The following is a 25,974-nucleotide window of genomic DNA, read 5'->3' on the forward strand; positions in this document are numbered from 1 at the left end:
GGAAGCGTCGGTGGACGGTAAACGCGTCGTAGTCGGCGTCTCCGGGGGCATCGCCGCCTACAAGGCGTGCACCGTGGTGCGGCAGCTCGCCGAAGCCGGCCATGAGGTGCGGGTCATCCCCACCGAGTCGGCGCTGCGGTTCGTCGGGGCTGCCACCTTCGAGGCGCTGTCCGGGCACCCGGTGCAGACCGGGGTCTTCGACAACGTCTCCGAGGTTCCGCACGTCGCCATCGGCCAGCAGGCCGACCTGGTGGTGGTGGCACCGGCCACCGCGGATCTGCTGGCCCGCGCCGTCGCCGGTCGCGCCGACGACCTGCTGACCGCCACCCTGCTCACCGCCCGCTGCCCGGTGCTGTTCGCACCGGCCATGCACACCGAGATGTGGCAGCACCCGGCCACGGTCGCGAATGTCGCCACCTTGCGTCAGCGCGGTGCCGTCGTCCTCGAACCCGCCTCAGGCCGGCTCACCGGCACCGACAGCGGCGCCGGCCGCCTGCCAGAGGCCGAGGAGATCAACACGTTCGCGTCGCTGCTGCTGGAGCGGTCCGACGCCCTGCCGCACGACCTGGCCGGCCGCCGGGTGCTGGTCACCGCCGGCGGCACCCGCGAGCCGATCGACCCGGTGCGCTTCATCGGCAACCGCAGCTCAGGGAAGCAGGGATACGCGGTCGCCCGGGTGGCCGCGCAGCGCGGCGCCGAGGTCACGCTGATCGCCGCGCACACAGCAGGCCTGATCGACCCGGCCGGCGTCGAGATGGTGCACGTCAGCTCGGCCCAGCAACTGCGCGACGCGGTCTCCAAGCACGCCCCGGAAGCCCACGTGCTGGTGATGGCGGCCGCGGTCGCCGATTTCCGGCCCGCGCAGATGGCCCAAGCCAAGATCAAGAAGGACACCCCGGACAACCCCGACTCCACCGCGGCGCCCACCATCGAACTGGTCCGCAACGACGACGTGCTGGCCGGTGCGGTGCGGGCGCGTGCCGACGGCCAGCTGCCCAACATGGCCGCGATCGTCGGCTTTGCCGCCGAGACCGGCGACGAGCACGGCGACGTGCTGTTCCACGCCCGGGCCAAGCTGCGCCGCAAAGCCTGCGACCTGCTGGTGGTCAATGCGGTGGGGGATGGCCGGGCGTTCGAGGTCGACCACAACGACGGATGGTTGCTGGCCGCCGACGGGACCGAATCGGCACTGGAGCCCGGATCGAAGACGCTGATGGCCAGCCGGATCGTGGACGCGATCGCGGAGTTCCTGCACGGGCACGACTGTTAGCGGCACTGCTACGGTGGTGGCCTGACGTTTGGGGGCAGGCCGGGGGGCGACGCCGGGACCGATGAACGTTATATTTTCCGAGCCTAATTTTTCACGGTGCGCAAGCACGGAAGGGTGACATTGTGAGCGAACATCGTCGGCTGTTCACCAGTGAGTCGGTGACCGAAGGACATCCCGACAAGATCTGTGACGCGATCAGCGACTCGGTGCTCGACGCACTGCTGGCCGGCGACCCGAAGTCGCGCGTGGCGGTGGAGACCCTGGTCACCACCGGCCAGGTGCACGTGGTGGGCGAGGTGACGACCAGCGCCAAGGAGGCGTTCGCCGACATCACCAACACCGTGCGCGAGCGCATCCTGGAGATCGGCTACGACTCCTCGGAGAAGGGCTTCGACGGCGCGTCCTGCGGCGTGAACATCGGTATCGGCGCCCAGTCGCCGGACATCGCGCAGGGTGTCGACACCGCGCACGAGGCACGCGTGGAGAAGGCCTCCGACCCGCTGGATGCCCAGGGCGCCGGCGACCAGGGCCTGATGTTCGGTTACGCCATCGCCGACACGCCCGAGTTGATGCCGCTGCCGATCGCGCTGGCCCACCGGCTGGCCCGGCGGCTGACCGAGGTGCGCAAGAACGGCGTGCTGCCGTACCTGCGCCCGGACGGCAAGACCCAGGTCACCGTCGAGTACGACGGCCACACCCCGGTGCGGCTGGACACCGTGGTGGTGTCCACCCAGCACGCCGACGGGATCGACCTGGACGCCCAGTTGGCCCCGGAGATCAAAGAGGCCGTGATCGACAGCGTGCTGCGCGACCTCGGCCACGAGACCATGGACACCTCCAAGGTGCGACTGCTGATCAACCCGACCGGCAAGTTCGTCGTCGGCGGGCCGATGGGCGACGCCGGTCTGACCGGCCGCAAGATCATCGTCGACACCTACGGCGGCTGGGCGCGGCACGGTGGCGGCGCGTTCTCCGGCAAGGACCCGTCAAAGGTGGACCGCTCGGCGGCCTACGCCACCCGCTGGGTCGCCAAGAACATCGTCGCCGCCGGACTGGCGCAGCGCGTCGAGGTGCAGGTCGCCTACGCGATCGGCAAGGCCGCCCCGGTCGGGCTGTTCGTGGAGACGTTCGGCACCGAGACCGTCGACCCGGTCAAGATCGAGAAGGTGATCGGCGACGTGTTCGACCTGCGGCCGGGTGCGATCGTGCGCGACCTGGAGCTGCTGCAGCCGATCTACGCGCCGACTGCGGCCTACGGCCACTTCGGCCGGACCGACATCGACCTGCCGTGGGAGCGGCTGAACAAGGTCGACGAGCTCAAGCGCGCGATCTAGTCACCCAGCAGTCCCGCGCAAGCGGGAGGTGCCCCCAGCCGAAGCCCCCGTTTCGCCGCCGAAACGGGGGCTCTGGCGTCTGTGGCGTCTGCTCGCGTCGACCGGCTACAGCGTGCCGAAGCCGAGCACGCCGGGATCGCCGGCCAGCGGAAACCGGTGCACGCTGACGCCGCGGTCCTCGTTGCCGCCTACCGTCGTCAGCACCCCGTCGTCGTAGCCGAGCACGATGTTGGTGTGCTGACCGAACGGGCTGGGTTCGCCGTAGAGCACCACGTCGCCGACTCGGGGCCGGTAAGCCCCGACCGGCTGGAACCGTCCGGCGGCCTCGTAGAACTCCTGCAGCGTCGCCACCCCGGGAATCCGCCACGACCCGGAGTTCGGGTTCGTCAGCGGCTGTCCGGCGGCGTTCATGACCCAGCTGACGAAATCCGCGCACCACGGCTCCTCGACGCCCTGCGAGTAGAACGCGCCCCGGTGCCGGGCGTCGAACTGGGCGTGCGCCTGCTCGACGATCTGCATCCGCGCCGGGTCCAGTCCGGCGGTGTCGACGGCCGGGAACGTCGCCTCCCGCGTGCCCTCGATCGCGGTGGCCGGCCGCCACGGCTGCCACCAGCACAGCGCCGCTGCGACCAGCATCACCGTGAGCAGCGGCAGCCAGTAGCGCGGGCGGGTCAGGGTTCTGCGCACCGCCCCACGCTAGCCGAGGCCCGCGCTGGGATAGGTTCGACGCCATGATCGCCGTCGCACAGATCGCACTGATCGGATTCCTGGTGATCGGCGCCGGCGCCGTCCTGGTGGCATTCGTGCGCGGGGTGCGGGCGAAGGGCTTCCCGGACCGGTCGGTCGGCGACGGGACCGACTCCTACCGGGCGGCGCTGGGCGGGCCCCGGCCGGTGGTTCCGCCGCCGGCCTGGACACCGGACTCCGGTGAGCTGTACGACGGTGATCCGGACGGTCAGCTGAACAGGTAGTCGTCGAGGTCGAACCGGCGGCTGCGCCAGTACGCCTCGACGGTGGTGGCGGGCCGCAGCGGGACGTCGCCGTTGCGGTCGAAGTAGTAGCTGTTCGCCGACCGGCAGCTGTCCTGCCAGAACACCTGCCGGTGCCGTTTGCGCATCATCTCCGCGAAATAGCGGTCGTTGGCGGCCGCGGAGATTTCCACCCGGGTGGCGCCGCGGCGCCGGGCCTGCTTGAGGCAGCGGATGATGTGATGGGTCTGCGTCTCGATCAGGGCGAAATACGACGAGCCGACGTAGCCGTACGGCCCGAACACGCTGAACAGGTTCGGAAAGCCCGGAATGCTGACACCCTCGTAGGCCTGCAGCCGGTGCTGCTCCCAGAACGCGCTCAGGGACCGCCCGCCGGCGCCGGTGACCGCGAACGTCGGGACGCTGTCGGTGTCCATCACCTTGAACCCGGTGGCCAGGATCAGCACGTCCACCTCGTGGTGCTCACCGTCGGCGGTGACCACCCCGGTGCGGGTGATCTCGCGGATCGGCTCGGTGACCAGCCGCACGTTGTCGCGGTTGAACGTCGACAGATAGGTGTTGTGGAAGCCGGGACGCTTGCAGCCCACCGCGTAGCGCGGGGTGAGCTTGTCCCGCACCACCGGGTCGCGCACCTGACGGCGCAGGTATGCCCGACCCGCCGACTCCATCAGCTTGGCCAGCGGGAACACCGTGAAGTACTGCGCTGCAATCGGAAACGTCGCCTCGACGAACGCCTGGCTGACCAGTCGCTGCAGCGTCATACCGCCGGGCAGCCGCATCAGCGCACGGGTGGCCTTCGGCAGCGCCACATCGAGTTTCGGGAAGCACCAGATCGGCGTGCGCTGAAACACGTTGAGCCGCTGGACGATCGGCGCGATCTCCGGGACCACCTGCACCGCGGAGGCGCCGGTCCCGATCACCGCCACCCGCTTGCCGGTCAGATCCTGAGCGTGATCCCAGCGGGCGGTGTGCATCAGGACACCGTCGAAGGTGTCGATTCCGGCGATGTCGGGCGGATTCGGCGTCGTCAACACGCCGCTGGCGTTGACCAGGAACCGGGCGGTGACTTCGCTGCCCGGGTCCGTCTGCACCCGCCACAGCGAGTCCGCGTCGTCGTACTCGGCGGAGAGCACCTTGGTGTTGAACCGGATCCGGTCGCGGATGCGGTATTTGTCGGCGCAGTGCTCGGCGTAGGCCTTCAACTCCCGGCCGGGTGCGTAGGTGCGCGACCACGCCGGGCTCTGCTCGAACGAGAACTGATACGAGAACGACGGAATGTCCACGGCGATACCGGGATAGGTGTTCCAGTGCCAGGTGCCTCCGACCCCGTCGCCGGCCTCCACGATCAGATAGTCGGACATGCCGGCCCGGTCGAGTTCGATCGCCGAGCCGATGCCGGAGAAACCCGCGCCGACGATCAGGATGTGGTGGTCAGGTACGGCCATACCTCACTGTAGGGGCGACTCAGCCGTGCAGCGCCGCTTTCAGTGCCGCCAGCCCGCGGTCGGTCGCCTCGGTGGCCACCGGGATGACGCCGGCGTAGCCGAGGAAGCCGTGCACCAGGGTTGTGGCGTTGTCGACCTGCACCGGCACCCCGGCGGCGGCCAGCCGTTCGCCGTAGCGGATGCCGTCGTCGCGCAGCGGGTCGTGGCCGGCGACCGCGATGTAGGCCGGCGGCAGCCCGGCCAGGTCCGCGGCGCGGGCCGGCGCCAGGGTGGCCGGCGGATTGCTCAGATCCACGTGGCCGGCGTAGGCGAGGGTGACCTGGGCCAGCGCCTTCCCGTCGATGATCGGGGCCTCGGCGTTCTCGGTGAACGACGGCAGGCTGGTGTCGTAGCTGGTGGCCGGATACCAGAGCAGCTGGAAGCAGATGCCGGGGCCGCCGGCGTCGCGGGCCAGTTGCGCGACGACCGCCGCCAGGTTGCCGCCCGCCGAGTCGCCGGCGACCGCCAGCCGGGCCGGGTCCACGCCCAGCTCCGTGGCGTGCGCCGCGACCCACTCGGTGGCCGCCAGGGCGTCCTCGACCGCGGCGGGGAAGGGATGCTCGGGGGCCAGCCGGTAATCCACCGACACCACCACCGCGTCGGCCTCGACCGCGTGCTGACGGGCGGTGCCGTCGTGGGTGTCGAGGTCGCCGGCGACGAAACCGCCGCCGTGGAAGAACACCACCACCGGGGCCGGTTCACCGAGGCCGGTCGGCCGGTAGATGCGCACCGGCAGGTCACCGCCGGGGCCGGGGATCATGCGGTCCTCGGCGGGCAGCTCCGGATAGACCGGGCGACGCGGCAGGTTCCGCAGGGCGGCGCGCGCGGCGTCGATCCCGTCGTCAAGAGTCAACCGGTACGGGACGAGGTCCAGTACCTTGCGCACTATGGGGTCGATAGCGGATTCAGCGTCACCAGACATGGACACACCGTACGCACCGCCGCTGGTGTCCCGGGCCTGGGTGGCGGCCGGCTGGGCCGGGGTGGGCTACGGCGTCGCCCTGACGGTGCTGGCGCTGCGGTCACCGCCCGGTGATCCGCTGACCGGGCACTGGTTCGGGCAGCCGGCGTGCAAGGCGGCGATGGCGGCGCTGCTGGCGGTCGCCGCGGCCGCGCACCCGATCCTGCGCGACGCCCGGTGGCTGATCCCGGCGCTGGTCTTCTCGGCGGCCGGTGATTGGCTGCTGGCGATCCCGTGGTGGGAGCCGTCGTTCGTGGCCGGGCTGGCCGCGTTTCTGGTGGCGCACCTGTGCTACCTGGGTGCGTTGCTGCCGCTGGCGGTGGTGTCGCCGGGGCGACTGGCCGGAGCCGCGGCGGTGGGTGCGGCCTGCGTGGGTCTGCTGGTGTGGTTCTGGCCGGGCCTGGTCCGCGAACAGCTGACGGTGCCGGTGGCGGTGTATGTGACGGTGCTGGGGGCAATGGTGTGCGCGGCGCTGCTGGCCGATCTGCCGACCCGGTGGACGGCGATCGGTGCGGTGTGTTTCGCGGTGTCGGACGCGATGATCGGCATCGGCCGGTTCGTGCTGGGCAATGAGGCACTGGCCGCGCCGATCTGGTGGTTTTACGCCGCCGCGCAGTTGGCGATCACCGCCGGCTTCTTCTTCGGCCGCTCCGCTGTCGGTGCCCGTCGCTAGTCTGCGGGCAACACCGATGAGGAGGGGACCCCATGACCAATTCCGAACTGAGTTTGATTGCGGCACTGCTGGACCGGTCCGGATCGATGACGTCGATCGCCACCGACATGCAGGGCGGATTCGACGCGTTCATCGCCGCTGAGCGGGCCGCCGCAGCCACCACGCAGGTGACGCTGGCGCAGTTCGACGGTGAGTACGAACTGGTGTACGCCGACCGGCCGATCGCGGACGTTCCGGCGCTGGCGTTGCAGCCTCGAGGCGGCACGGCGCTGCTTGATTCGCTGGCGCGGCTGATCACCGACGTCGGCGCCGCACTCGCGGCTCGACCGGAATCGGACCGTCCGGGCAGTGTCACGGTGCTCGTGATGACCGACGGAGAGGAGAACTCCAGCGTCGAGTGGACCGGCGACGGTGTGCGGCAACTGATCTCGCAGTACGAGAACGACTACGGCTGGACGTTCATCTTCCTCGGGGCCAACATGGACGCGGTATCGGTCGGTGCCGACCTCGGTTTTGCGCCGCACCGCTCACTGACCTGGGATGCGTCGCCGACCGGGGTGGCGGGTGCGTTCCTGACCGTGACGGGGGTCCGGGACCGGATGCGTTCGGCGCCGGTGGGATCGGCGAGTGAGGTCGGTTTCACCGAGGAGGACCGCCGGCGGGCCAGGGGTGACAGCGCGACCTGAGGTGCCCGGCCCGGTGGCGTCTGCTAAACCTGCGTGGTGAGCGTCGACGACCAGCACCGCGACGGGGTGGAGCGACCCATCGCGCGGGTGCTGCCGATGCTGTCGGTGCCGCACCTGGATCGGGAGTTCGACTACCTGGTCACCGCCGAGCAGGCCGCCGACGCCCGGCCCGGAGTGCGGGTGCGGGTGCGGTTCCACGGCCGACTGGTCGACGCGTTCCTGCTGGAGCGCCGCGACGACACCGACCACACCGGCAAGCTCGGCAGGCTGGAACGGGTGATCTCCGGTGAACCGGTGCTGACCCCGGAGGTTCGGCAACTGGTGGAGGCCGTCGCCGGCCGGTACGCCGGCAGTCGGGCCGACGTGCTGCGGCTGGCGATACCGCCCCGGCATGCTCGGGTGGAACGCGAAACCCCCTCTGCGCCGGGGCTTCCGGTGATCGCGCCGGTGGACCCGGCGGGCTGGCAGCGGTACGGGGCGGGTGCGAAGTTCCTGGCGGCGCTGGCGGAGGGCCGAGCCGCCCGCGCGGTCTGGCAGGTGCTGCCGGGGGATTCCTGGACCGAGCGGTTCACCGACGCGGCCGCGCAGACCATCCAGACCGGGCGCAGCGTGCTGGCGGTGGTGCCCGACCAGCGGGACATCGACGCGCTGACGCTGTCGGCCACCGCACGCATCGACGAGACGAGTGTCGTCGCACTGTCGGCCGGGCTGGGACCGGCCGCCCGCTACCGGCGCTGGCTGGCGGCGCTGCGGGGCACCGCCCGACTGGTGATCGGTACCCGCAGTGCGGTATTCGCCCCGATCACCGACCTGGGGCTGGTGCTGGTGTGGGACGACGGCGACGACACTCTCGCCGAACCGCGTGCCCCGTATCCGCATGCCCGCGAGGTGGCGATGCTGCGGGCGCACCTGGCCGGCTGCGCCGCGCTGATCGGCGGCTATGCCCGCACCGCGGAGGCGCACGCCCTGGTGCGCAGCGGGTGGGCGCACGACCTGGTGGCCCCGCGGGCGACGGTGCGCGCGGTCGCCCCGCGGGTGGTGGCCCTCGATGACACCGGGTACGCCGACGAGCGCGACCCGGCCGCCCGCACCGCCCGGCTGCCGACGGTGGCGCTGCACGCCGCCCGGGCCGCGCTGCAGGCCGGCGCCCCAGTGCTGGTGCAGGTGCCGCGCCGCGGATACCTGCCCTCGCTGGCCTGCGCCCGCTGTCGCACGGTCGCCCGCTGCCGGCACTGCACCGGGCCACTGGCACTGACCGGGCGCGGCGCCGGGGCAGCCGAATGCCGCTGGTGCGGCCGGGCCGATTCGTCCCTGCGCTGCGTGAGTTGCGGTTCGGACGCGGTGCGTGCCGTCGTCGTCGGTGCCCGTCGCACCGCCGAGGAACTTGGCCGCGCATTCCCCGGCATCGCGGTGGTGACATCGGCGGGGGAGACCATCGTGGATCGCATCGAACCCGGACCTGCGTTGGTGATCGCCACCCCCGGGGCCGAACCGCATGCCCCCGGCGGCTACGGGGCCGCGCTGCTGCTGGACAGCTGGGCTCTGCTGGGCCGCCAGGACCTGCGGGCCGCCGAGGACACGCTGCGGCGCTGGATGGCCGCGGCGGCCCTGGTGCGCGCCCGGGAGGCGGGAGGGCTGGTGAGCGTGGTCGCGGACTCGGCGATCCGCACCGTGCAATCGCTGGTCCGCTGGGATCCGGTGGGCCACGCCGAATCCGAACTGTCCAGCCGGGCCGAGGTCGGGCTACCGCCGAGCGTGCACATGGCCGCGCTGGACGGTGCCCCTGACGCGGTGACAGCACTGCTGGATGCGGCGCGGCTATCGGCCGGGGCGGACCTGCTCGGCCCGGTGCCACTGCCGCCCGGGGTGCGCCGGCCGCCGGGGGTCCCCGCCGAGCTCGGTGTGATCCGGATGCTGGTCCGGACCGATCGGGAGCACGGATCCGCGCTGGCCGCGGCACTGCGGCACGGGATCGGGGTGCTCAGCGCCCGGCAATCGCAGCATCCGGTGCGGGTGCAGATCGACCCGCTGCACATCGGATGAGTTCAGGCCGCCGGCTCCGAGCACTCGTCGTCCGGTACCGCAGCCCGGATGTACTCGCCGATCTGTCGCAGCGACCGGGTGGCCTCGGGGATCAGCGGGGCACCGATCTGGAACACGTGGATCTGGCCGGGCCAGACCGTCAGCTGGGCGTCGACTCCGACCGCGGCCAGCTTGGCCGCCGCCGCCCGCGCGTCGCAGAGCAGCTCCTCGGAACCCGATACGTGGATCAGCGTTGGGGGAAGCTCCGCGGTGATGTGGTCCAGCGGCTCGTACAGGGCACCGTCGTGCGCCTCGATCAGCGCGGTCAGCGCGGCGAACGCGTTGTGCGGCAGCATCGGGCCGTGCGCATCCGGGCGGTCGCCGTCGAGTTGCAGCAGCGGCGACAGCAGTGCCAGCGCCGCGGGCTCCTCACCCTCGCGGACCAGCCGCTGGGCCAGGGCCAGCGCCAGATAGCCGCCGGCGGAGTCCCCGGCGATCGCGATCTGGTCGGCGGCGTACCCGTTCTTGCGCAGCCACCGGTAGGCGTCGGCGCAGTCGTCGAGCGCCATCGTCACCGTGTGCTTGGGCAGCATCCGGTAGTTGACCGCCAGCACCGGGGCATCGGCGAACGCCGAGAGCCGCTCGATCAGCCGGAGATGGGTGCTGATCCCGCAGCACAGGAAGGCGCCGCCGTGGCAGTACAGCACCACCCGGCCGGTGCGCTGTGCCACACCGCGGGATCGGATCAGCTCCGCGTGGGCGTGCGGCAACTCCACCGACGACCGGTGCGTGCCGGCCGGGGCCGGGAGCAGATGCGCGACGTGCTCGATCGCACCGAACGGCAGCGGCAGCCGCAGGGCGCGGTAACCGACCGACAGTAAGTTGCCCACGGTCAGACGGGTGGCCTCGGCGACGGCGTGCGCGGCCAGGCTGGGGCCCGACTCGACGGTCTCGGTGACAACGGTGCTGTTACTCATGGGGCGGACTCCCGGAAAGTTGAAGGGATGGACAACTGGGAAAAAAATTGATTAGCCAAGCAAATTTAAGTAACCGGGTGACGCGGCCGTTAATTCCCCGCATCGCCGCCGTGGCTGGTGTCCCTAGACTGTCCCGGTGCGTCTCGTCTTCGCCGGCACCCCCGAAACCGCGCTGCCCTCGCTGCAGCGACTGATCGATTCGCCGCACCACGACGTGGTCGCCGTGCTGACCAGGCCCGATGCCGCGTCAGGCCGGCGCGGGCACCTGCAGCCGTCACCGGTGGCGCAGCGGGCCCTGGACTGCGGCATTCCGGTGCTGCGACCGGCGCAGCCCAACGGCGCCGAGTCGGTCGCCGCACTGGCCGAGTTCGCCCCGGATTGCTGCCCGGTGGTCGCCTACGGCGCGCTGCTGCGCGACGGCCTGCTCGCGGTGCCGCCCCGCGGCTGGATCAACCTGCACTTCTCGCTGCTACCGGCGTGGCGAGGCGCGGCACCGGTGCAGGCCGCGATCGCCGCCGGGGACGCAGTGACCGGCGCGACGACGTTCGTGATCGAACCGGCCCTGGACAGCGGTCCGGTGTACGGGGTGGTCACCGAGACGATCCGGGCTGACGACACCGCCGGTGAGTTGCTGGATCGGCTGGCGCACAGCGGCGCGGAGTTGCTGGAAGCCACCCTCGATGGCGTCGCGGAGGGCGCGTTGACCGCTGTTGCGCAGCCGGCTGAGGGTGTCAGCTACGCGGCGAAGATCAGCGTCGACGACGCCCGGGTGCGCTGGGAGCTTCCCGCGCAGGTCATCGACCGGCAGATCCGGGCCGTCACCCCGCACCCCGGTGCCTGGACGGTGATCGGCGACCTGCGGGTCAAGGTCGGACCGGTGTCGCTCGGTGGTGGACCGGAAGTGTTGGCGCCCGGGGAGATTCATGCCGACCGGCGCGACGTGTGGGTGGGCACCGGATCGGAGCCGATCCGGTTGGGGCGGATTCAGCCGCCGGGTAAGAAACTGATGGACGCCGCCGACTGGGCTCGCGGCGCCCGACTCGACGCGGAGGTACGCGCATCGTGAACCACCCCCGCCGCGGCGACCGGACCGACCGGAATGCGCCGGGCCGCAAGTCATTCGACCGCAGGCCCCGGCGTAAGCCGCTGGACCCCGCCCGGCAGGCTGCTTTCGATGTGCTGCGTGCGGTCTCCGAACGCGACGCCTACGCCAACCTGGCGCTGCCGCCGCTGCTGCGGGAACGCGGAATCACCGGTCGTGACGCCGCTTTCGCCACCGAGCTCACCTACGGGACCTGCCGGGTCCGCGGGCTGCTGGATGCGGTGATCAGCGCGGCGGCGGGGCGGTCACCCGGCGCGATCGACCCGGTGCTGCTGGATCTGCTGCGGCTGGGCAGCTACCAACTGCTGCGCACCCGGGTCGAGCAGCACGCCGCGGTGGCCACCACCGTGGAGCAGGCCGGAATCGAGTTCGACTCGGCGCGAGCCGGATTCGTCAACGGCGTGCTGCGCACGATCAGCACCCGCGATGAGGCGTCCTGGGTCGCCGAACTCGCACCGGATGCGACGACCGACCCGGTGGGCCACGCCGCGTTCACCCACGCGCACCCCCGGTGGATCGCCCAGGCGTTCGCCGATGCGCTCGGCGCCGACGCCGGCGAACTCGACGCGGTGCTGGCCAGCGACGACGAACGCCCCCAGGTGCACCTGGCGGCACGACCCGGAACGCTGACCGCAGCGGACCTGGCCACCGCGGTGGACGGCACCGTCGGCCGGTATTCGCCGTATGCGGTGTATCTGCCCGGCGGTGATCCGGGCCTGCTGGCGCCGGTGCGCGACGGCCAGGCGCTGGTGCAAGACGAAGGCAGCCAACTGGTGGCCCGCGCGCTGACGGTGGCACCCGTGGAGGGCGTCGACACTGGGCGCTGGCTGGACCTGTGCGCCGGCCCCGGCGGCAAGACCGCGCTGCTGGGCGGGATCGGCGCCGGGGTAGGCGCGCAGATCACCGCCGTGGAGCAGGCGGCCAAGCGGGCCGCGCTGGTCGAGGAGAACACCCGCGGTCTGCCGGTGCAGGTGCTGACCGCCGACGGCCGCGATGCCGGCCTGCAACCAGGCTTCGACCGGGTGCTGGTGGATGCGCCGTGCACCGGGCTGGGGGCGTTGCGGCGGCGCCCGGAGGCGCGCTGGCGGCGTCAGCCCGCTGACGTGCCCACGCTGACCAAGCTGCAACGGGAACTGCTGGGCGCGGCGATCGCGCTGACCCGGCCCGGCGGGGTGGTGCTGTACGCAACCTGCTCGCCGCACCTGGTCGAGACCGTCGGCGTCGTCGCCGACGCGCTGCGCCGGCACCGCGTGCAGGCACTGGACACCCGCGAGTTCTTCGCGCCCACCGACCGACTGGGGGACGGGCCCTACGTGCAGCTGTGGCCGCACCGGCACGGCACCGACGCGATGTTCGCGGCAGCGCTGCGGGTGCTGGGGTAGCCCGGCACTGCGCCGATTACCCTTAACCCCATGTCGCACCCCCTTATCGCCCCCTCGATCCTGTCCGCCGACTTCGCCCGCCTCGCCGACGAAGTCGCCGCGGTCAAGGGTGCGGACTGGCTGCACGTCGACGTGATGGACGCCCACTTCGTGCCGAATCTGACGCTCGGACTGCCCGTGGTGCAGAGTCTGCTCAAGGCCACCGACATCCCGATGGACTGCCACCTGATGATCGACGACCCGGGCCGCTGGGCGCCGGGCTACGCCGAGGCCGGCGCTTACAACGTCACCTTCCACGCCGAGGCCACCGAGAACCCGGTCGCCGTCGGGCGTGACATCCGCGCCGCCGGCGCCAAAGCCGGGCTGAGCATCAAACCGGGCACCCCGCTGGAGCCCTACCTGGAGATCCTGCGCGACTTCGACACCCTGCTGGTGATGTCGGTGGAGCCTGGCTTCGGCGGGCAGTCGTTCATCCCGGAGGTGCTCGACAAGGTCCGGACCGTGCGCAAACTCGTCGACGCGGGGGAGCTCTCGATCCTGGTGGAGATCGACGGCGGCATCAACGCCGACACCGTCGAACAGGCCGCCGAGGCCGGGGTGGACTGCTTCGTCGCCGGCTCCGCCGTCTACAGCGCCGCAGACCCGGCCGCCGCGGTCGAGTCCCTGCGCCGCCAGGCGGTGGCCGCCTCACCACATCTGCGCTGATGAGCACCGTCTTCGACGCAGCGATGACGCTCGCGATCGAGCAGGCCGAGAAGGTCAAGGGCGCGACCTACCCCAACCCGCCGGTCGGCGCGGTGATCCTCGACCGCGACGGCACCGTCGTCGGCGTCGGCGCCACCAAGCCCGCCGGGCAGGCGCACGCCGAGGTGGTGGCGCTGCGCCGCGCCGGGGAACTGGCGGCCGGTGGCACCGCCGTCGTCACCCTGGAACCCTGCAACCATCACGGCAAGACGCCGCCGTGCACCGAGGCCCTGCTGGCAGCGGGGGTGGCGCAGGTGGTGTACGCCGTCGCGGATCCCAACCCGGTCGCCGCGGGCGGGGCGGCCCGGCTCGCCGACGCCGGCGTGCAGGTGCTCACCGGGGTGCAGGCCGACGCCGTGACGACCGGACCACTGCGGGAATGGCTGCACAAGCAGCGCACCGGCCGGCCGCACGTCACCTGGAAGTACGCCGCCAGCATCGACGGCCGCAGCGCCGCCGCGGACGGGTCCAGCCAGTGGATCACCAGCGAGGCGGCCCGGGCCGACGTGCACCGCCGCCGGGCTGCCGCCGACGCGATCGTCGTCGGCACCGGCACCGTGCTGGCCGACGACCCGACGCTGACCGCCCGACTGCCCGACGGCAGCCTGGCCGACCGTCAGCCGCTGCGGGTGGTGGTCGGAGATCGGGAGATCTCCACGGACGCCAAGGTGCTCAACGACGACTCCCGCACCATGGTGATCCGCACCCACGACCCGGCGGAGGTGCTGCGGGCACTCTCGGACCGCACCGATGTCATCCTCGAGGGCGGCCCCACGCTGGCGGGGGCGTTCCTGCGAGCCGGGGCGATCGACCGCATCCTGGCGTATGTGGCACCGATCCTGCTCGGCGGACCGATCACCGCCGTCGGCGACGTCGGCGTGCCGAACATCGCCCGCGCGCTGCGCTGGCGTTACGACACCCTGCAGCAGATCGGACCGGACCTGCTGCTGAGCCTGGTCCCCAACTAGGCGACCGGGACGACCGGTTCGGCCGCTGCCGACTCGGGGTCCTCGACGCGGGTCTTGTTGCTGCCGATCAGCAGCCCGAGCACCGCACCCACCACGCAGACGACGGCGGTGATGGTGAAGATCTCGCCGTACATCATCGACAGCGCAACGCGGGAGTTGTGGCCGACCGCAACCGCGATCTCGATCAGGTCGCGGGTCTGCGGTTTGGGCAGCCCCGCAAGAATCTGGTTGAACCGGTGCAGGCCCCACGCCGACAGCACGGCCATCCCGAGCAGCATCCCGGTCATCCGGGCCACCACCACGCCGGACGCGGCGATGCCGTGCTCGCGGGCCGGCACCACCCGCATCACCGCGGAGGTCAGCGGACCGATCACCAGCCCCAGTCCGAGGCCGGCCACCACCAGTTCGGGCAGCACGACCACACCGAAGATCTCCGGTCGCTGGGTCACCAGATCCAGGTTCCAGGTGGAGATCCACCAGTAGCCGCCGGCGGCGATCAGCAGGCCGATCAGTGTGACGATCCGGTCGCCGATCCGGGTGGCGATGACACCGCCGACCACGGCGCCGATCGGCAGTGCGGCCAGGAACCACAGCAGGATCATCGCCGCCTGGTCCTGTTCCTTCCCGAGCACACCCTGGGCGAACAGCTCCACGTCGACCAGCGTGACCATCAGCGCCGCCCCGGCGCACGCCGAGGAGCCGAGCGCGGCCAGGAACGGCCCGAACCGGGCACCCTTCGGGTCGATCAGCTTGGTCGGCGAGAAGAACTCCCAGGCGGCGAACGCCACCAGCGTGGCCGCGGCACCGATCAGGTACAGCGCCCCGTGGTCGGGGAGTGCCTGCTTGGCGCTGGGGTCCGGGTTGTACAGCCCGATCGTCAGCAAGCCCAGGATCACGGCCAGCAGCAGCCCGCCGACCACGTCGACCCGCTCCTGCGGCCCGTCGTCCTTGGCGCGCGGCGGGAGGCTGAAGTGGATCATCACCATGGCGAGCAGGGTCATCGGCACGTTGATCCAGAACACGTCGCGCCAGTCGCGGAGCACCCAGACGACGAAGATCCCGTAGAGCGGTCCGAGCACGCTGCCGAGTTCCTGGGCGCCGGCGATCCAGCCGAGGACCACCGACCGGTTGCGTTCGGCCCACAGGTCGGCGCCGAGCGCGAACGTCACCGGCAGCAGCGCACCGGCGGCGACCGCCTGAATGGTGCGGCCGATCACCAGCGTGTCCAGGTCCATCGCGAGCGCGGTCACCACCGACCCGATCGCGAACACCGCCAGGCTCAGCTGCAGCAGCAGTTTGCGGCCGAACCGGTCGGAGGCGCGCCCGAGCAGCGGCATGGCCGCGATGTAGCCGAGCAGATAGCAGGTGATGATCGGGGTGACCTGCTGGATCTTGTTGATCGGGATGCCGACACCGTCCATGATGTCGCGCATGATCGTCACGACGACGTAGGTGTCCAGCGCCCCCAGCAGGACGGCCAGGCTGCCGGCGCTGATCGCCAGCCCGCGATTGGCCCGCATCAGACCCCAGCCGGCTTCTCGACCGTGACCGGGACGTTCGGGTTGGACAGCGTCATCGTGATCGAGTTGCCCGCGCTGGGCTCCAGCTGCGCCTGCACCAGGTCGTGGTTGCCGCCCTCGACGATCCAGACCGTGGTCGGCATCGGCGCGGACGCCTTCAGCTGGGAGGCCAGCTTGTTCACCGCGTCGGCGGGGGTCTCACCGGTGATCTTGACCGTGTCCTGGCCGTTGATCTTCTCGTGGGCGACGGACTTGGCGTCGGTCAGGTTGTCCAGCAGGTTCGCCAGCCCGCGGCTCGGGTCGAGGATCGCGCCGACGTCGTAGACGTCCTTGGCCGCGCCGATGTCGAGGTAGTCGTCGCCGGACATCGCGGCGTACAGGTCACCGTCGAGCACGACGAACTTGGCCTCGATGTCGCTGCCGCCGAGCGTGATCTTCGCGGTGCCCTTGGCGGCGGTCGCCGGGTCGGTGGTCAGGTCACCCTCCAGCGTCTTCACCGGCAGACCCTTGATCTTGCCGGCCACCGACAGCACCAGGTGTGCGCTCTTGATCCCGGCGGTGGTGGCACTGGCCTCCTTGACCAGCGGTGCAGCTTCGGGCAGCGGTCCGCCCGAGTGCTTTCCGGAGCAACCGGTGAACAGCGTGGCGGCGGCGGTCGTGGCGACCAGGGCGGTGAGGAGTCTGCGCATGGCAGACATCGTATCGAGGCCACTCTGTGGAGAAGCCTTGCCGGGGACCTAGCCTGATGTGATGTTCACCGGAATTGTCGAGGAACTGGGTGAGTTGGTGGCCCGCGAGGAGCTGGCCGACGCCGCACGGCTGCTCATCGCGGGCCCCACCGTCACCTCCGACGCCCGCCACGGCGACTCGATCGCGGTCAACGGGGTCTGCCTGACGGTGGTCGACGTGCTGGACGGCGGCCGGTTCACCGCCGACGTGATGCGGGAGACCCTGAACCGCTCCAGTCTGGGATCGCTGCAGGTCGGCGGCCCGGTCAACCTGGAACGCGCCGCCGCACTGGGCAGCCGGCTGGGCGGGCACATCGTGCAGGGCCACGTCGACGGCACCGGGCGGGTGCTGGCCCGCACACCCGGCGAGCACTGGGAGGTGGTGCGGGTCGCGCTGCCGGCTGCGCTGGCCCGCTACGTGGTGGAGAAGGGCTCGATCACCGTCGACGGCATCTCGCTGACGGTTTCGGGGGTCGGACGTGACGGGGACGACTACTTCGAGGTGTCGTTGATTCCGACCACCCTGGAGTTGACGACGCTGGGTCGGGCCCCGGTCGGGACGGTCGTGAACCTGGAAGTGGACGTGATCGCGAAGTACGTGGAGCGGTTGCTGCAGCGGTAGCAGTTCTGATGCCACCAGCCGACCCAATCAGTCCGAGTCGAGCGTCTTGGTGATTTCGCGGCGGCGTTGCTCATCGATGACGCCCTTGAGTTCGCGGAATGCCGCAACGTAGGCCTGCACTGCATCGGCAGCGTCCGAATGGGAAGCCGGCGGCGCGGCTTCAACCCCGTAGAGCTCGGCGGCAAGCTGACGCCGTGCCTCGTCGCGACGTTCGGCGAGCCTCGCATCTTCGCGTTCCTGAGCCAGGGTTCGATCGACATGGCGCGCTTGGCTAGCACAGTCGTCGAGTATCTGGGCACGCTGTTTGACGGCGCTCCGCAGATGCTTGACCGCGCGTTCGGCGTCGCGAACCATGCTGGTGTCTTCGTCACTCGGTCGGGGGATGGCCTTCGACTTCGCGGCCAATTTCTCCATGCGGCGAGCTTGCTTCAGGGTTCCGGTGATCATCGTCAAATCGGCAGAGAAATCCAGGTCGTCCGCGTCGCCCAGCCAGCCGTCTCGGGCGGCCTCCGTCGCCATGATGCCGTCAACGGCACGCTGTGCACGAGCGATGAGCGAGAGTCCGTCTTTACCGAAATCATCAATCCGTTTGCGTGCTGCGACTCTCTCCCGGGCGGCAGCACGTCTCCCCTCTTCGGCCACACGTATTCGACGTTGTTCGTCGGTCTCAAGCACCGGCGCCGAATGACGAATGATCGACACCGCCGTCAACCCCACCGCAATGGGTAAGACGAACCAGGCGCCGCCCAGTTCCGCCATCAAGACTGTCAATAGCAATGTGAAGAAGCTGATGGCGAGAATGACGGCGAGCTCTGTATTCGACGCCGGCGCCCGACCGAACGGGAATATGAGATTCACAACACCGGCGATGAGGCCGCCGATGACAAGCAACACCAGAAGTACCGCGAGTACGATTCCCCAGACCATGACGGGGGTCCTCCTTGGGGTGCGCTGATGGCGATCCTCGCCGGCTGGCGATTCGTCGTTCGGAAACCCTGGCCTCGCCAACTTTAACGGGACGCGGTGACAGCACTGCGGGTTCGATTCGGCCCCTGAACGGAATCACCGACGGGATGGGGAAAGTCCATCGGTCGACCGCCGTCGAATCCCGATCAGTCAGCGACGGTGTCCGCTGCTGGTCGGCGGTGGTTCATACTGGACAGCGAACCGCGTCGATCCCGGCGTGCGGCGATGACGAGCACAAGGTGGCAGAAGATGACGAAGTTGGACACCGTCGAACGGGCGGTAGCCGACATCGCGGCCGGCAAGGCCGTCGTCGTCATCGACGACGAGGACCGCGAGAACGAAGGCGACCTGATCTTCGCCGCCGAGAAGGCGACCCCCGAGTTGGTGGCGTTCATGGTGCGCTACACCTCCGGCTACCTGTGCGTGCCGCTGGACGGCGCGATCTGCGACAAGCTCGGCCTGCTGCCGATGTACGCGATGAACCAGGACAAGCACGGGACCGCCTACACCGTCACCGTCGACGCGAAACACGGTGTGGGGACCGGCATCTCGGCGGCCGATCGGGCGACGACGATGCGGCTGCTCGCCGACCCGAGCGCGGTCGCCGAGGATTTCACCCGGCCCGGTCACGTGGTTCCGCTGCGCGCCAAGGACGGCGGTGTGCTGCGCCGGCCCGGGCACACCGAGGCTGCCGTCGACCTGGCCCGGATGGCGGGGCTGCAGCCGGCCGGGGCGATCTGCGAGATCGTCAGCCAGAAGGACGAGGGCTCGATGGCCCAGACCGAGGAGCTGCGGGCGTTCGCCGACGAGCACGGTCTGGCGCTGATCTCGATCGCCGACATGATCGAGTGGCGCCGCAAGCACGAGAAGCACGTCAAGCGGGTCGCCGAGGCGCGCATCCCGACCCGGCACGGCGAGTTCCGGGCGGTCGGCTATACCAGCATCTACGAGGACGTCGAACATGTCGCGCTGGTGCGCGGTGAGATCGCCGGTCCGCACAACAACGGCGACGATGTGCTGGTCCGGGTGCACTCGGAGTGTCTGACCGGTGATGTGTTCGGCTCGCAGCGCTGCGACTGCGGCCCGCAGCTGGACGCCGCCCTGGAGCTGGTGGCTCGGGAGGGCCGCGGCGTGGTGCTCTACATGCGCGGTCATGAGGGCCGGGGCATCGGGCTGCTGCACAAGCTGCAGGCCTACCAGCTGCAGGACGCCGGCCACGACACCGTCGACGCCAACCTGGAGTTGGGGTTGCCGGCCGACGCCCGCGACTACGGCATCGGCGCGCAGATCCTGGTCGATCTCGGGGTGCGCTCGATGCGCCTGCTGACCAATAACCCCGCCAAGCGGGTCGGACTGGACGGCTACGGGTTGCACATCATCGAGCGGGTGCCGCTGCCGGTGCGTGCCAACGCCGAGAACATCCGCTACCTGATGACCAAGCGGGACCGGATGGGCCACGACCTGACCGGCCTGGACGACGTGGTCAACCCGGGCGCGACGCAGTGAGTGGCACCGGTGTGCCGGACATGCCGGCGCTGGACGCCTCCGGTGTGCGACTGGCGATCGTGGCCAGCACCTGGCACACCACGATCTGCGATGCGCTGCTGGCCGGGGCTCGCCGGGTGGCCGCTGACGCCGGCATCCCCGAGCCGACGGTGGTCCGGGTGCTCGGGGCGATCGAGATCCCGGTGGTCGCCCAGGAGGCGGCCCGCAACCACGACGCGGTCGTCGCACTGGGCGTGGTGATCCGCGGCGGGACTCCGCATTTCGACTACGTGTGCGACGCGGTGACGCAGGGGTTGACCCGGGTCTCGCTGGATGCGGCGACACCGGTCGCCAACGGCGTGCTGACCGTCGACAGTGAGCAGCAGGCCCTGGACCGTGCCGGGCTGCCCGATTCCACCGAGGACAAGGGTGCGCAGGCCGCGGCGGCCGCGCTGAGCACGGCACTGACCCTGCGGGATCTCCGCGGCCGATGACGGCACCGTCGACGGTTGAGTGGGACCTGCAGGTGCGTCCGCACCGGATGCGCCAATTCGCCTGGGGCGCAGCGATTCTGATTGTCATCGGGCACGTCGCGGTGGCGCTGCTGTTGACGATCAAGGCCAGCGGGGTGATCTTCCGCGCGTCCGACCAGGTGGCGATGGTGCTGCTCGGGCTGATCGCCGCCGGCGGCGTGCTGCTGTTCACCCGGCCCCGGCTGCGGGTGGGGCCGGCCGGCGTGGCGGTCCGCAACGTGCTCGGGGAGCGATTGATCCCGTGGCCGGCGGTGGTCGGCGTGTCGTTCCCGGCTGGCAAGCGGTGGGCGCGGCTGGAACTGCCCGCCGACGAATATCTCCCGGTGGTGGCGATCCAGTCGATCGACCGGGAACGCGCGGTGGAGGCCATGCGCACGGTGCGGCAACTACTGGCCCGTTACCGACCGGACGACGAGGGCGTGTCGCCGGGCGACGACGACTGACCCCGTGGCGCCGATCCTCAGCGCCCGACTCCGTCGTGCTTGCGATCGTCGCTAGCCTGGTAACCGTGCCAGACCCTGCGACCTACCGCCCGGCACCCGGATCCATCCCGGTCGAACCGGGCGTCTACCGGTTCCGGGACACCCACGGGCGGGTCATCTACGTCGGCAAGGCGAAGAGCCTGCGGTCCCGGCTGACGTCGTACTTCGCCGACATCGCCGGACTGCACCCGCGCACCCGGCAGATGGTGACCACCGCCGCCGGTGTCGAGTGGACGGTGGTCAACACCGAAGTCGAAGCGCTGCAACTGGAATACAACTGGATCAAGGAATTCGATCCGCGGTTCAACGTCCGCTACCGCGATGACAAGACCTACCCGGTGCTGGCCGTCACCCTCAATGAGGAGTACCCGCGGCTGATGGTCTACCGCGGCCCACGCAAGAAGGGGGTGCGGTACTTCGGCCCGTACTCGCACGCCTGGGCGATCCGCGAAACGCTGGACCTGCTGCTGCGGGTCTTCCCGGCACGCACCTGCTCGGCGGGGGTGTTCAAACGCCAGCAGCAGATCGGCCGGCCGTGCCTGCTCGGCTACATCGGCAAGTGCAGCGCGCCGTGCGTCGACCGGGTCAGCGCCGAGGAGCACCGGCAGATCGTCAACGACTTCTGCGACTTCCTGTCCGGCAAGACCGACCGCTTCATCCGGCACCTGGAGAAGCAGATGACCGAGGCGGCCGAACGGCTCGACTTCGAGAAGGCGGCCCGACTGCGCGACGACATCGCTGCGATGAAGCGGGCGCTGGAGAAGCAGGCGGTGGTGCTCGGCGACGGCACTGACGCCGATGTGATGGCGTTCGCAGCGGACGACCTGGAGGCCGCGGTCCAGGTGTTCCACGTGCGCGGCGGCCGGGTGCGTGGTCAGCGCGGCTGGGTCGTCGAGAAGTCCGGCGACCCCTCAGATTCCGATGACCCCTCAGATCCCGGTGACGGGCAACTGGTGGAGCAGTTCCTGACGCAGTTCTACGGCGATCAGTCCGAACTCGGCGACGCCGCGGACGAGGCCAGCAACCCGGTGCCGCGCGAGGTGCTGGTGCCCTGCCTGCCGGACAACGCCGGCGAGCTGACCGACTGGCTGTCGGGCCTGCGCGGATCCCGCGTTTCGCTGCGGGTCGCCGCCCGCGGTGACAAACGCACCCTGGCCGAGACCGTGCAGCGCAACGCCAAAGACGCACTGGTGCAACACAAACTCAAGCGGGCCGGTGACTTCAACGCCCGTTCCGCGGCACTGCAGAGCATCCAGGACGCGCTCGGACTGGCCGATGCGCCGCTGCGGATCGAATGCGTCGACATCAGCCATGTGCAGGGCACCGACGTGGTCGGCTCGCTGGTTGTGTTCGAGGACGGCCTGCCCCGCAAATCCGACTACCGGCACTTCGCGATCAAAGAGGCTGCGGGGGAGGGGCGTTCCGACGACGTCGCCTCCATCGCCGAGGTGACCCGGCGGCGCTTCAAACACCACCTGGAGGCGCAGGAGGCGGGAGTCCTTGCCCCGGAAGGTAAGTCGCGGAAGTTCGCCTATCCGCCGAACCTGTATGTCGTCGATGGCGGTGCGCCGCAGGTGAATGCGGCGCAAGCGGTGCTCGACGAACTCGGCATCACCGACGTGGCGGCCATCGGCCTGGCGAAGCGACTGGAGGAGGTGTGGGTGCCCTCGGAGCCGGATCCGCTCATCCTGCCCCGGCAGAGCGAGGGACTGTACCTGCTGCAGCGGATCCGCGATGAGGCGCACCGCTTCGCGATCACCTACCACCGCAGCAAACGGTCGAAGCGGATGACGGCGTCTGCGCTGGATGCGGTGCCCGGTCTCGGCGAGCATCGGCGCAAGGTGCTTATCTCGCATTTCGGGTCGGTGGCGCGGCTGAAAAAGGCTACCGTCGAAGAGCTCACCTCGATTCCGGGGATCGGCGCGGCGACCGCCGCCGCCGTCCTCGAAGCGCTGGGGGCCGGCGATGCGGCGGACACCGCTGAACAGCAACGGAAGTCGGGATGAGCGGCGAAACAAGCGAGGCACCACCGACGGACATGCCGGAATCGGGCACCGTCGCGGCCGATCCGGGAATCGACGTCGTCCTGGTGACCGGACTGTCCGGGGCAGGTCGCGGCACCGCGGCCAAGGTGCTCGAAGACCTGGGCTGGTATGTGGCCGATAACCTGCCGCCGGACCTGATCACCCGGATGGTGGATCTGGGCCTGGCCGCCGGTTCGCGGATCACCAAGCTGGCGGCGGTGATGGATGTGCGCTCGGCCGGGTTCACCGGCGACCTGGATTCGGTGCGCACCGAACTGGCCACCCGCGGCGTCAACCCGAGCGTGCTGTTCATGGAGGCGTCCGACGACGTGCTGATCCGCCGGTACGAGCACAACCGGCGCAGCCACCCGCTGCAGGGCACCCAGACGCTCACCGAGGGCATCGCCGCCGAACGGACGATGCTGGCGCCGGTGCGTGCGGTCGCCGACCTGGTCATCGACACGTCGGTGCTGAGCGTGCGGGAGCTGCGCGAGAACATCGAGAAGGTGTTCGGGGGTGACGCGGTGAGCGCCCCGACCAGCATCACCGTCGAATCGTTCGGGTTCAAATACGGGCTGCCGATGGACGCCGACATGGTGATGGACGTGCGGTTCCTGCCCAACCCGCACTGGGTCGACGAACTGCGCCCGCACACCGGCCAGCACCCCGCGGTGCGCGACTACGTGCTCGGGCAGCCCGGCGCCGACGAATTCCTCACCACCTACCATCGGCTGCTGTCGCTGGTGGTCGGCGGCTATCGCAGGGAGGGCAAGCGGTACATGACGGTGGCGATCGGCTGCACCGGCGGCAAGCATCGCAGCGTGGCGATCGCCGAGGCGCTGGCCCGGCTGCTGGATGCCGAGGACACCCACGACGAACTGGCGGTGCGGGTGCTGCACCGGGATCTGGGCCGCGAATGACGCTGAGCACCGGACCGGGCGCGAACCCGGCCATCGTCGCACTCGGTGGCGGGCACGGGCTGTACGCGACGCTGTCGGCGGCCCGCCGGCTGACCCCGCACGTCACCGCGGTGGTGACCGTCGCCGACGACGGCGGGTCGTCGGGCCGGCTGCGCAGTGAACTGGACGTGATCCCGCCGGGGGACCTGCGGATGGCGCTGGCGGCGTTGGCGTCCGACACCCCGACCGGGCGACTGTGGGCGACCGTGCTGCAGCACCGGTTCGGCGGCACCGGGGCGCTGGCCGGGCATCCGATCGGCAACCTGCTGCTGGCCGGCCTCAACGAGGTGCTGGCCGACCCGGTTGCCGCGCTCGACGAGGTGGGCCGGATGCTCGGTGTCAAGGGCCGGGTGCTGCCGATGTGCCCGATCGCGCTGCAGATCGAGGCCGACGTCTCCGGGCTGGACGCCGACCCGCGGCTGCCGCGGATGATCCGTGGTCAGGTCGCGATCGCCACCACCCCGGGCAAGGTGCGCCGGGTCCGGCTGCTGCCGGGCAACCCGCCGGCCACCCGGCAGGCCGTCGACGCGATCATGGCCGCCGACCTGGTGGTGCTGGGCCCGGGGTCCTGGTTCACCAGCGTGATCCCGCACCTGCTGGTGCCGGGCCTGGCCGCGGCGCTGCAGGCGACCAAGGCGCGACGGGCGCTGGTGCTCAATCTGGTGGCTGAACCGGGGGAGACGGCCGGCTTCTCCGCTGAGCGGCATCTTCAGGTGCTCGGCCAGCACGCGCAGGGTTTCAGCGTCGACCATGTGATCGTCGACGCCGGCCACGTGCCCAGCGAGCGGGAGCGCGACCAGTTGCGGCGGGCTGCGGCGGTGTTCGCCGCCGAGGTTCGGTTCGTCGATGTCGCCCGACCTGGTACACCTTTACATGACCCGGGCAAGCTGGCGGCAGCCTTGGACGGGGTCCGGGACGCCGGTACGGCGTCGTTGACGGTCCCGACCCCTGTTCCGCCGCAGGTCGAGGGTGGGGGCCGGCGAACCGGCGTGAGTGGACCTAGCGGGATCGGGCCGGGAGGTAACGAGTCGTGGCGATGACGGCCGAAGTCAAAGACGAGCTGAGCCGTCTCGCGGTCACGTCGGTGAGTGCGCGCCGCGCGGAGGTGGCGGCGTTGCTGCGCTTTGCCGGCGGGCTGCACATCGTGGCCGGCCGGGTGGTGGTGGAAGCCGAGGTGGATGCCGGGGTCATCGCCCGCCGGCTGCGCAAGGACATCTTCGACCTGTACGGCTACAGCGCGATCGTGCACGTGCTGACGGCCAGCGGGATGCGCAAGAGCACCCGCTACGTGCTGCGGGTCACCAAGGACGGCGAGGCGCTGGCCCGGCAGACCGGCCTGCTGGATCTGCGCGGCCGCCCGGTGCGGGGGCTGCCGGCGCAGGTCGTCGGCGGCAGCGTCGCCGACGCCGAAGCCGCCTGGCGCGGAGCTTTTCTGGCGCACGGGTCGCTCACCGAGCCGGGCCGCTCGTCGGCGCTGGAGGTCGGCTGCCCGGGTCCGGAGGCCGCCCTGGCCCTGGTCGGCGCGGCCCGCCGGCTGGGGGTCAGCGCGAAGGCCCGTGAGGTGCGCGGCGCCGACCGGGTGGTGGTCCGCGACGGCGAGGCGATCGGCGCGCTGCTGACCCGGATGGGCGCCCAGGACACCCGGCTGGTCTGGGAGGAGCGCCGCATCCGCCGCGAGGTCCGGGCGACGGCCAACCGGCTGGCCAACTTCGACGACGCGAACCTGCGCCGGTCGGCCCGCGCCGCGGTGGCCGCGGCCGCGCGGGTGGAGCGGGCACTGGCGATCCTCGGTGACACCGTGCCGGATCATCTGGCGACGGCCGGTCAGTTGCGGGTCGAGCACCGGCAGGCGTCACTGGAGGAGTTGGGTCGGCTGGCTGACCCGCCGATGACCAAGGATGCCGTCGCCGGGCGCATCCGCCGGCTGCTGTCGATGGCCGACCGCAAGGCCAAACAGGACGGCATCCCCGACACCGAGTCCGCGGTCACCCCGGAACTGCTGGAAGACGCCTGACCCCGGTAAACCCGAATCCGCCGCCCGGGGTGGCTCGGCACAGTAGCGT

Annotated in this window: 25 protein-coding genes; 18 read left to right on the forward strand and 7 right to left on the reverse strand. The window is 70.7% G+C overall.

Going from position 1 to position 25,974, the window contains the following annotated elements; genetic code table 11:
- Positions 1 to 10 precede the first annotated feature (10 nt).
- Positions 11 to 1,270 (forward strand): bifunctional phosphopantothenoylcysteine decarboxylase/phosphopantothenate--cysteine ligase CoaBC, encoded by a 1,260-nt coding sequence (gene coaBC / locus KIH27_RS01165; protein WP_214091064.1) that lies wholly within the window; start codon positions 11 to 13, stop codon positions 1,268 to 1,270.
- Positions 1,271 to 1,392: 122 nt separating this feature from the next.
- Positions 1,393 to 2,604 (forward strand): methionine adenosyltransferase, encoded by a 1,212-nt coding sequence (gene metK / locus KIH27_RS01170; protein ID WP_214091065.1) that lies wholly within the window; start codon positions 1,393 to 1,395, stop codon positions 2,602 to 2,604.
- Positions 2,605 to 2,709: 105 nt separating this feature from the next.
- Here the strand turns inward: metK and KIH27_RS01175 are convergent, their stop codons facing one another.
- Positions 2,710 to 3,291 (reverse strand): CHAP domain-containing protein, encoded by a 582-nt coding sequence (locus KIH27_RS01175; protein ID WP_307856755.1) that lies wholly within the window; start codon positions 3,289 to 3,291, stop codon positions 2,710 to 2,712.
- Positions 3,292 to 3,335: 44 nt separating this feature from the next.
- On the opposite strand from KIH27_RS01175, the gene KIH27_RS01180 reads away from it, so the two are divergent.
- Complete coding sequence (locus KIH27_RS01180) at positions 3,336 to 3,575, forward strand: hypothetical protein (protein WP_214091066.1); 240 nt, start codon at positions 3,336 to 3,338, stop codon at positions 3,573 to 3,575.
- Here KIH27_RS01180 and KIH27_RS01185 read toward each other — a convergent pair.
- Positions 3,560 to 5,038, reverse strand: a complete 1,479-nt coding sequence (locus KIH27_RS01185) for a flavin-containing monooxygenase (protein WP_214091067.1) — start codon at positions 5,036 to 5,038, stop codon at positions 3,560 to 3,562. The two genes, KIH27_RS01180 and KIH27_RS01185, sit on opposite strands and share 16 nt — an antisense overlap.
- Before the next feature lie 19 nt (positions 5,039 to 5,057).
- Positions 5,058 to 5,999 carry an alpha/beta hydrolase gene (locus KIH27_RS01190; RefSeq protein WP_214091068.1) on the reverse strand — a complete coding sequence of 314 codons (942 nt, stop codon included), beginning with the start codon at positions 5,997 to 5,999 and terminating at the stop codon, positions 5,058 to 5,060.
- Between KIH27_RS01190 and KIH27_RS01195 the strand changes: the two genes are divergently transcribed.
- The 3 genes from KIH27_RS01195 (at position 5,998) to KIH27_RS01205 (ending at position 9,440) form a co-directional block, all read left to right on the forward strand.
- Complete coding sequence (locus tag KIH27_RS01195; RefSeq protein WP_214091069.1) at positions 5,998 to 6,711, forward strand: lysoplasmalogenase; 714 nt, start codon at positions 5,998 to 6,000, stop codon at positions 6,709 to 6,711. The two genes, KIH27_RS01190 and KIH27_RS01195, sit on opposite strands and share 2 nt — an antisense overlap.
- Positions 6,712 to 6,743: 32 nt before the next feature.
- Positions 6,744 to 7,397 carry a vWA domain-containing protein gene (locus tag KIH27_RS01200; protein WP_214091070.1) on the forward strand — a complete coding sequence of 218 codons (654 nt, stop codon included), beginning with the start codon at positions 6,744 to 6,746 and terminating at the stop codon, positions 7,395 to 7,397.
- A gap of 96 nt (positions 7,398 to 7,493) precedes the next feature.
- Positions 7,494 to 9,440, forward strand: a complete 1,947-nt coding sequence (locus tag KIH27_RS01205) for a primosomal protein N' (protein WP_214091178.1) — start codon at positions 7,494 to 7,496, stop codon at positions 9,438 to 9,440.
- A 2-nt stretch (positions 9,441 to 9,442) separates the two neighbouring features.
- Here the strand turns inward: KIH27_RS01205 and KIH27_RS01210 are convergent, their stop codons facing one another.
- Complete coding sequence (locus KIH27_RS01210; RefSeq protein ID WP_214091071.1) at positions 9,443 to 10,396, reverse strand: alpha/beta hydrolase; 954 nt, start codon at positions 10,394 to 10,396, stop codon at positions 9,443 to 9,445.
- Between the two features lie 136 nt (positions 10,397 to 10,532).
- Here KIH27_RS01210 and fmt point away from each other — a divergent pair, with 136 nt between their 5' ends.
- The 4 genes from fmt to ribD are packed head-to-tail and all read left to right on the forward strand — an operon-like array spanning position 10,533 to position 14,592.
- Positions 10,533 to 11,462 carry a methionyl-tRNA formyltransferase gene (gene fmt / locus KIH27_RS01215; protein ID WP_214091072.1) on the forward strand — a complete coding sequence of 310 codons (930 nt, stop codon included), beginning with the start codon at positions 10,533 to 10,535 and terminating at the stop codon, positions 11,460 to 11,462.
- Positions 11,459 to 12,880 carry an RsmB/NOP family class I SAM-dependent RNA methyltransferase gene (locus KIH27_RS01220; RefSeq protein WP_214091073.1) on the forward strand — a complete coding sequence of 474 codons (1,422 nt, stop codon included), beginning with the start codon at positions 11,459 to 11,461 and terminating at the stop codon, positions 12,878 to 12,880. The genes fmt and KIH27_RS01220 overlap by 4 nt, the downstream gene beginning before the upstream one ends.
- A gap of 30 nt (positions 12,881 to 12,910) precedes the next feature.
- The gene (rpe, locus tag KIH27_RS01225; protein ID WP_214091074.1) at positions 12,911 to 13,585 is read left to right on the forward strand and encodes a ribulose-phosphate 3-epimerase; all 675 of its coding nucleotides are present in this window, start codon (positions 12,911 to 12,913) and stop codon (positions 13,583 to 13,585) included.
- Positions 13,585 to 14,592 (forward strand): bifunctional diaminohydroxyphosphoribosylaminopyrimidine deaminase/5-amino-6-(5-phosphoribosylamino)uracil reductase RibD, encoded by a 1,008-nt coding sequence (gene ribD, locus KIH27_RS01230; protein WP_214091075.1) that lies wholly within the window; start codon positions 13,585 to 13,587, stop codon positions 14,590 to 14,592. Before rpe ends, ribD begins: the two co-directional genes overlap by 1 nt.
- Here ribD and KIH27_RS01235 read toward each other — a convergent pair.
- On the reverse strand, positions 14,589 to 16,112 hold the full coding sequence (locus tag KIH27_RS01235; RefSeq protein WP_214091076.1) for an MFS transporter: 1,524 nt from the start codon (positions 16,110 to 16,112) through the stop codon (positions 14,589 to 14,591). The two genes, ribD and KIH27_RS01235, sit on opposite strands and share 4 nt — an antisense overlap.
- The gene (locus KIH27_RS01240; RefSeq protein ID WP_372451282.1) at positions 16,112 to 16,810 is read right to left on the reverse strand and encodes an LppX_LprAFG lipoprotein; all 699 of its coding nucleotides are present in this window, start codon (positions 16,808 to 16,810) and stop codon (positions 16,112 to 16,114) included. Before KIH27_RS01240 ends, KIH27_RS01235 begins: the two co-directional genes overlap by 1 nt.
- Positions 16,811 to 16,862: 52 nt before the next feature.
- Here KIH27_RS01240 and KIH27_RS01245 point away from each other — a divergent pair, with 52 nt between their 5' ends.
- Positions 16,863 to 17,462 (forward strand): riboflavin synthase, encoded by a 600-nt coding sequence (locus KIH27_RS01245; RefSeq protein WP_214091078.1) that lies wholly within the window; start codon positions 16,863 to 16,865, stop codon positions 17,460 to 17,462.
- 27 nt (positions 17,463 to 17,489) lie between these two features.
- Here the strand turns inward: KIH27_RS01245 and KIH27_RS01250 are convergent, their stop codons facing one another.
- Positions 17,490 to 18,389, reverse strand: coding sequence for a hypothetical protein (locus KIH27_RS01250; RefSeq protein WP_214091079.1), 900 nt, complete (start codon positions 18,387 to 18,389; stop codon positions 17,490 to 17,492).
- 288 nt (positions 18,390 to 18,677) lie between these two features.
- Between KIH27_RS01250 and KIH27_RS01255 the strand changes: the two genes are divergently transcribed.
- From KIH27_RS01255 to whiA, 7 genes are all read left to right on the forward strand, one after another.
- Positions 18,678 to 19,934, forward strand: coding sequence for a bifunctional 3,4-dihydroxy-2-butanone-4-phosphate synthase/GTP cyclohydrolase II (locus tag KIH27_RS01255; RefSeq protein WP_214091080.1), 1,257 nt, complete (start codon positions 18,678 to 18,680; stop codon positions 19,932 to 19,934).
- Positions 19,935 to 19,954: 20 nt separating this feature from the next.
- Positions 19,955 to 20,407: a 6,7-dimethyl-8-ribityllumazine synthase gene (ribH, locus tag KIH27_RS01260; protein WP_214091179.1), complete on the forward strand. Its 453-nt coding sequence runs from the start codon at positions 19,955 to 19,957 to the stop codon at positions 20,405 to 20,407.
- Entirely contained in the window at positions 20,404 to 20,889 is a 486-nt protein-coding gene (locus KIH27_RS01265) for a PH domain-containing protein (RefSeq protein ID WP_214091081.1), read from the forward strand. Before ribH ends, KIH27_RS01265 begins: the two co-directional genes overlap by 4 nt.
- Before the next feature lie 65 nt (positions 20,890 to 20,954).
- Complete coding sequence (uvrC, locus tag KIH27_RS01270) at positions 20,955 to 22,934, forward strand: excinuclease ABC subunit UvrC (protein ID WP_214091082.1); 1,980 nt, start codon at positions 20,955 to 20,957, stop codon at positions 22,932 to 22,934.
- A gap of 32 nt (positions 22,935 to 22,966) precedes the next feature.
- The gene (rapZ, locus tag KIH27_RS01275) at positions 22,967 to 23,872 is read left to right on the forward strand and encodes an RNase adapter RapZ (RefSeq protein ID WP_214091180.1); all 906 of its coding nucleotides are present in this window, start codon (positions 22,967 to 22,969) and stop codon (positions 23,870 to 23,872) included.
- A complete protein-coding gene (locus KIH27_RS01280) occupies positions 23,869 to 24,951 on the forward strand; it encodes a gluconeogenesis factor YvcK family protein (RefSeq protein WP_214091083.1) in 1,083 nt (360 codons plus the stop codon). Before rapZ ends, KIH27_RS01280 begins: the two co-directional genes overlap by 4 nt.
- On the forward strand, positions 24,948 to 25,925 hold the full coding sequence (gene whiA, locus KIH27_RS01285; RefSeq protein ID WP_214091084.1) for a DNA-binding protein WhiA: 978 nt from the start codon (positions 24,948 to 24,950) through the stop codon (positions 25,923 to 25,925). Before KIH27_RS01280 ends, whiA begins: the two co-directional genes overlap by 4 nt.
- Positions 25,926 to 25,974 lie beyond the last annotated feature (49 nt).

It is taken from the genome of Mycolicibacter acidiphilus (assembly GCF_018455725.1).
Classification (GTDB): Bacteria; Actinomycetota; Actinomycetes; order Mycobacteriales; family Mycobacteriaceae; genus Mycobacterium; species Mycobacterium acidiphilum.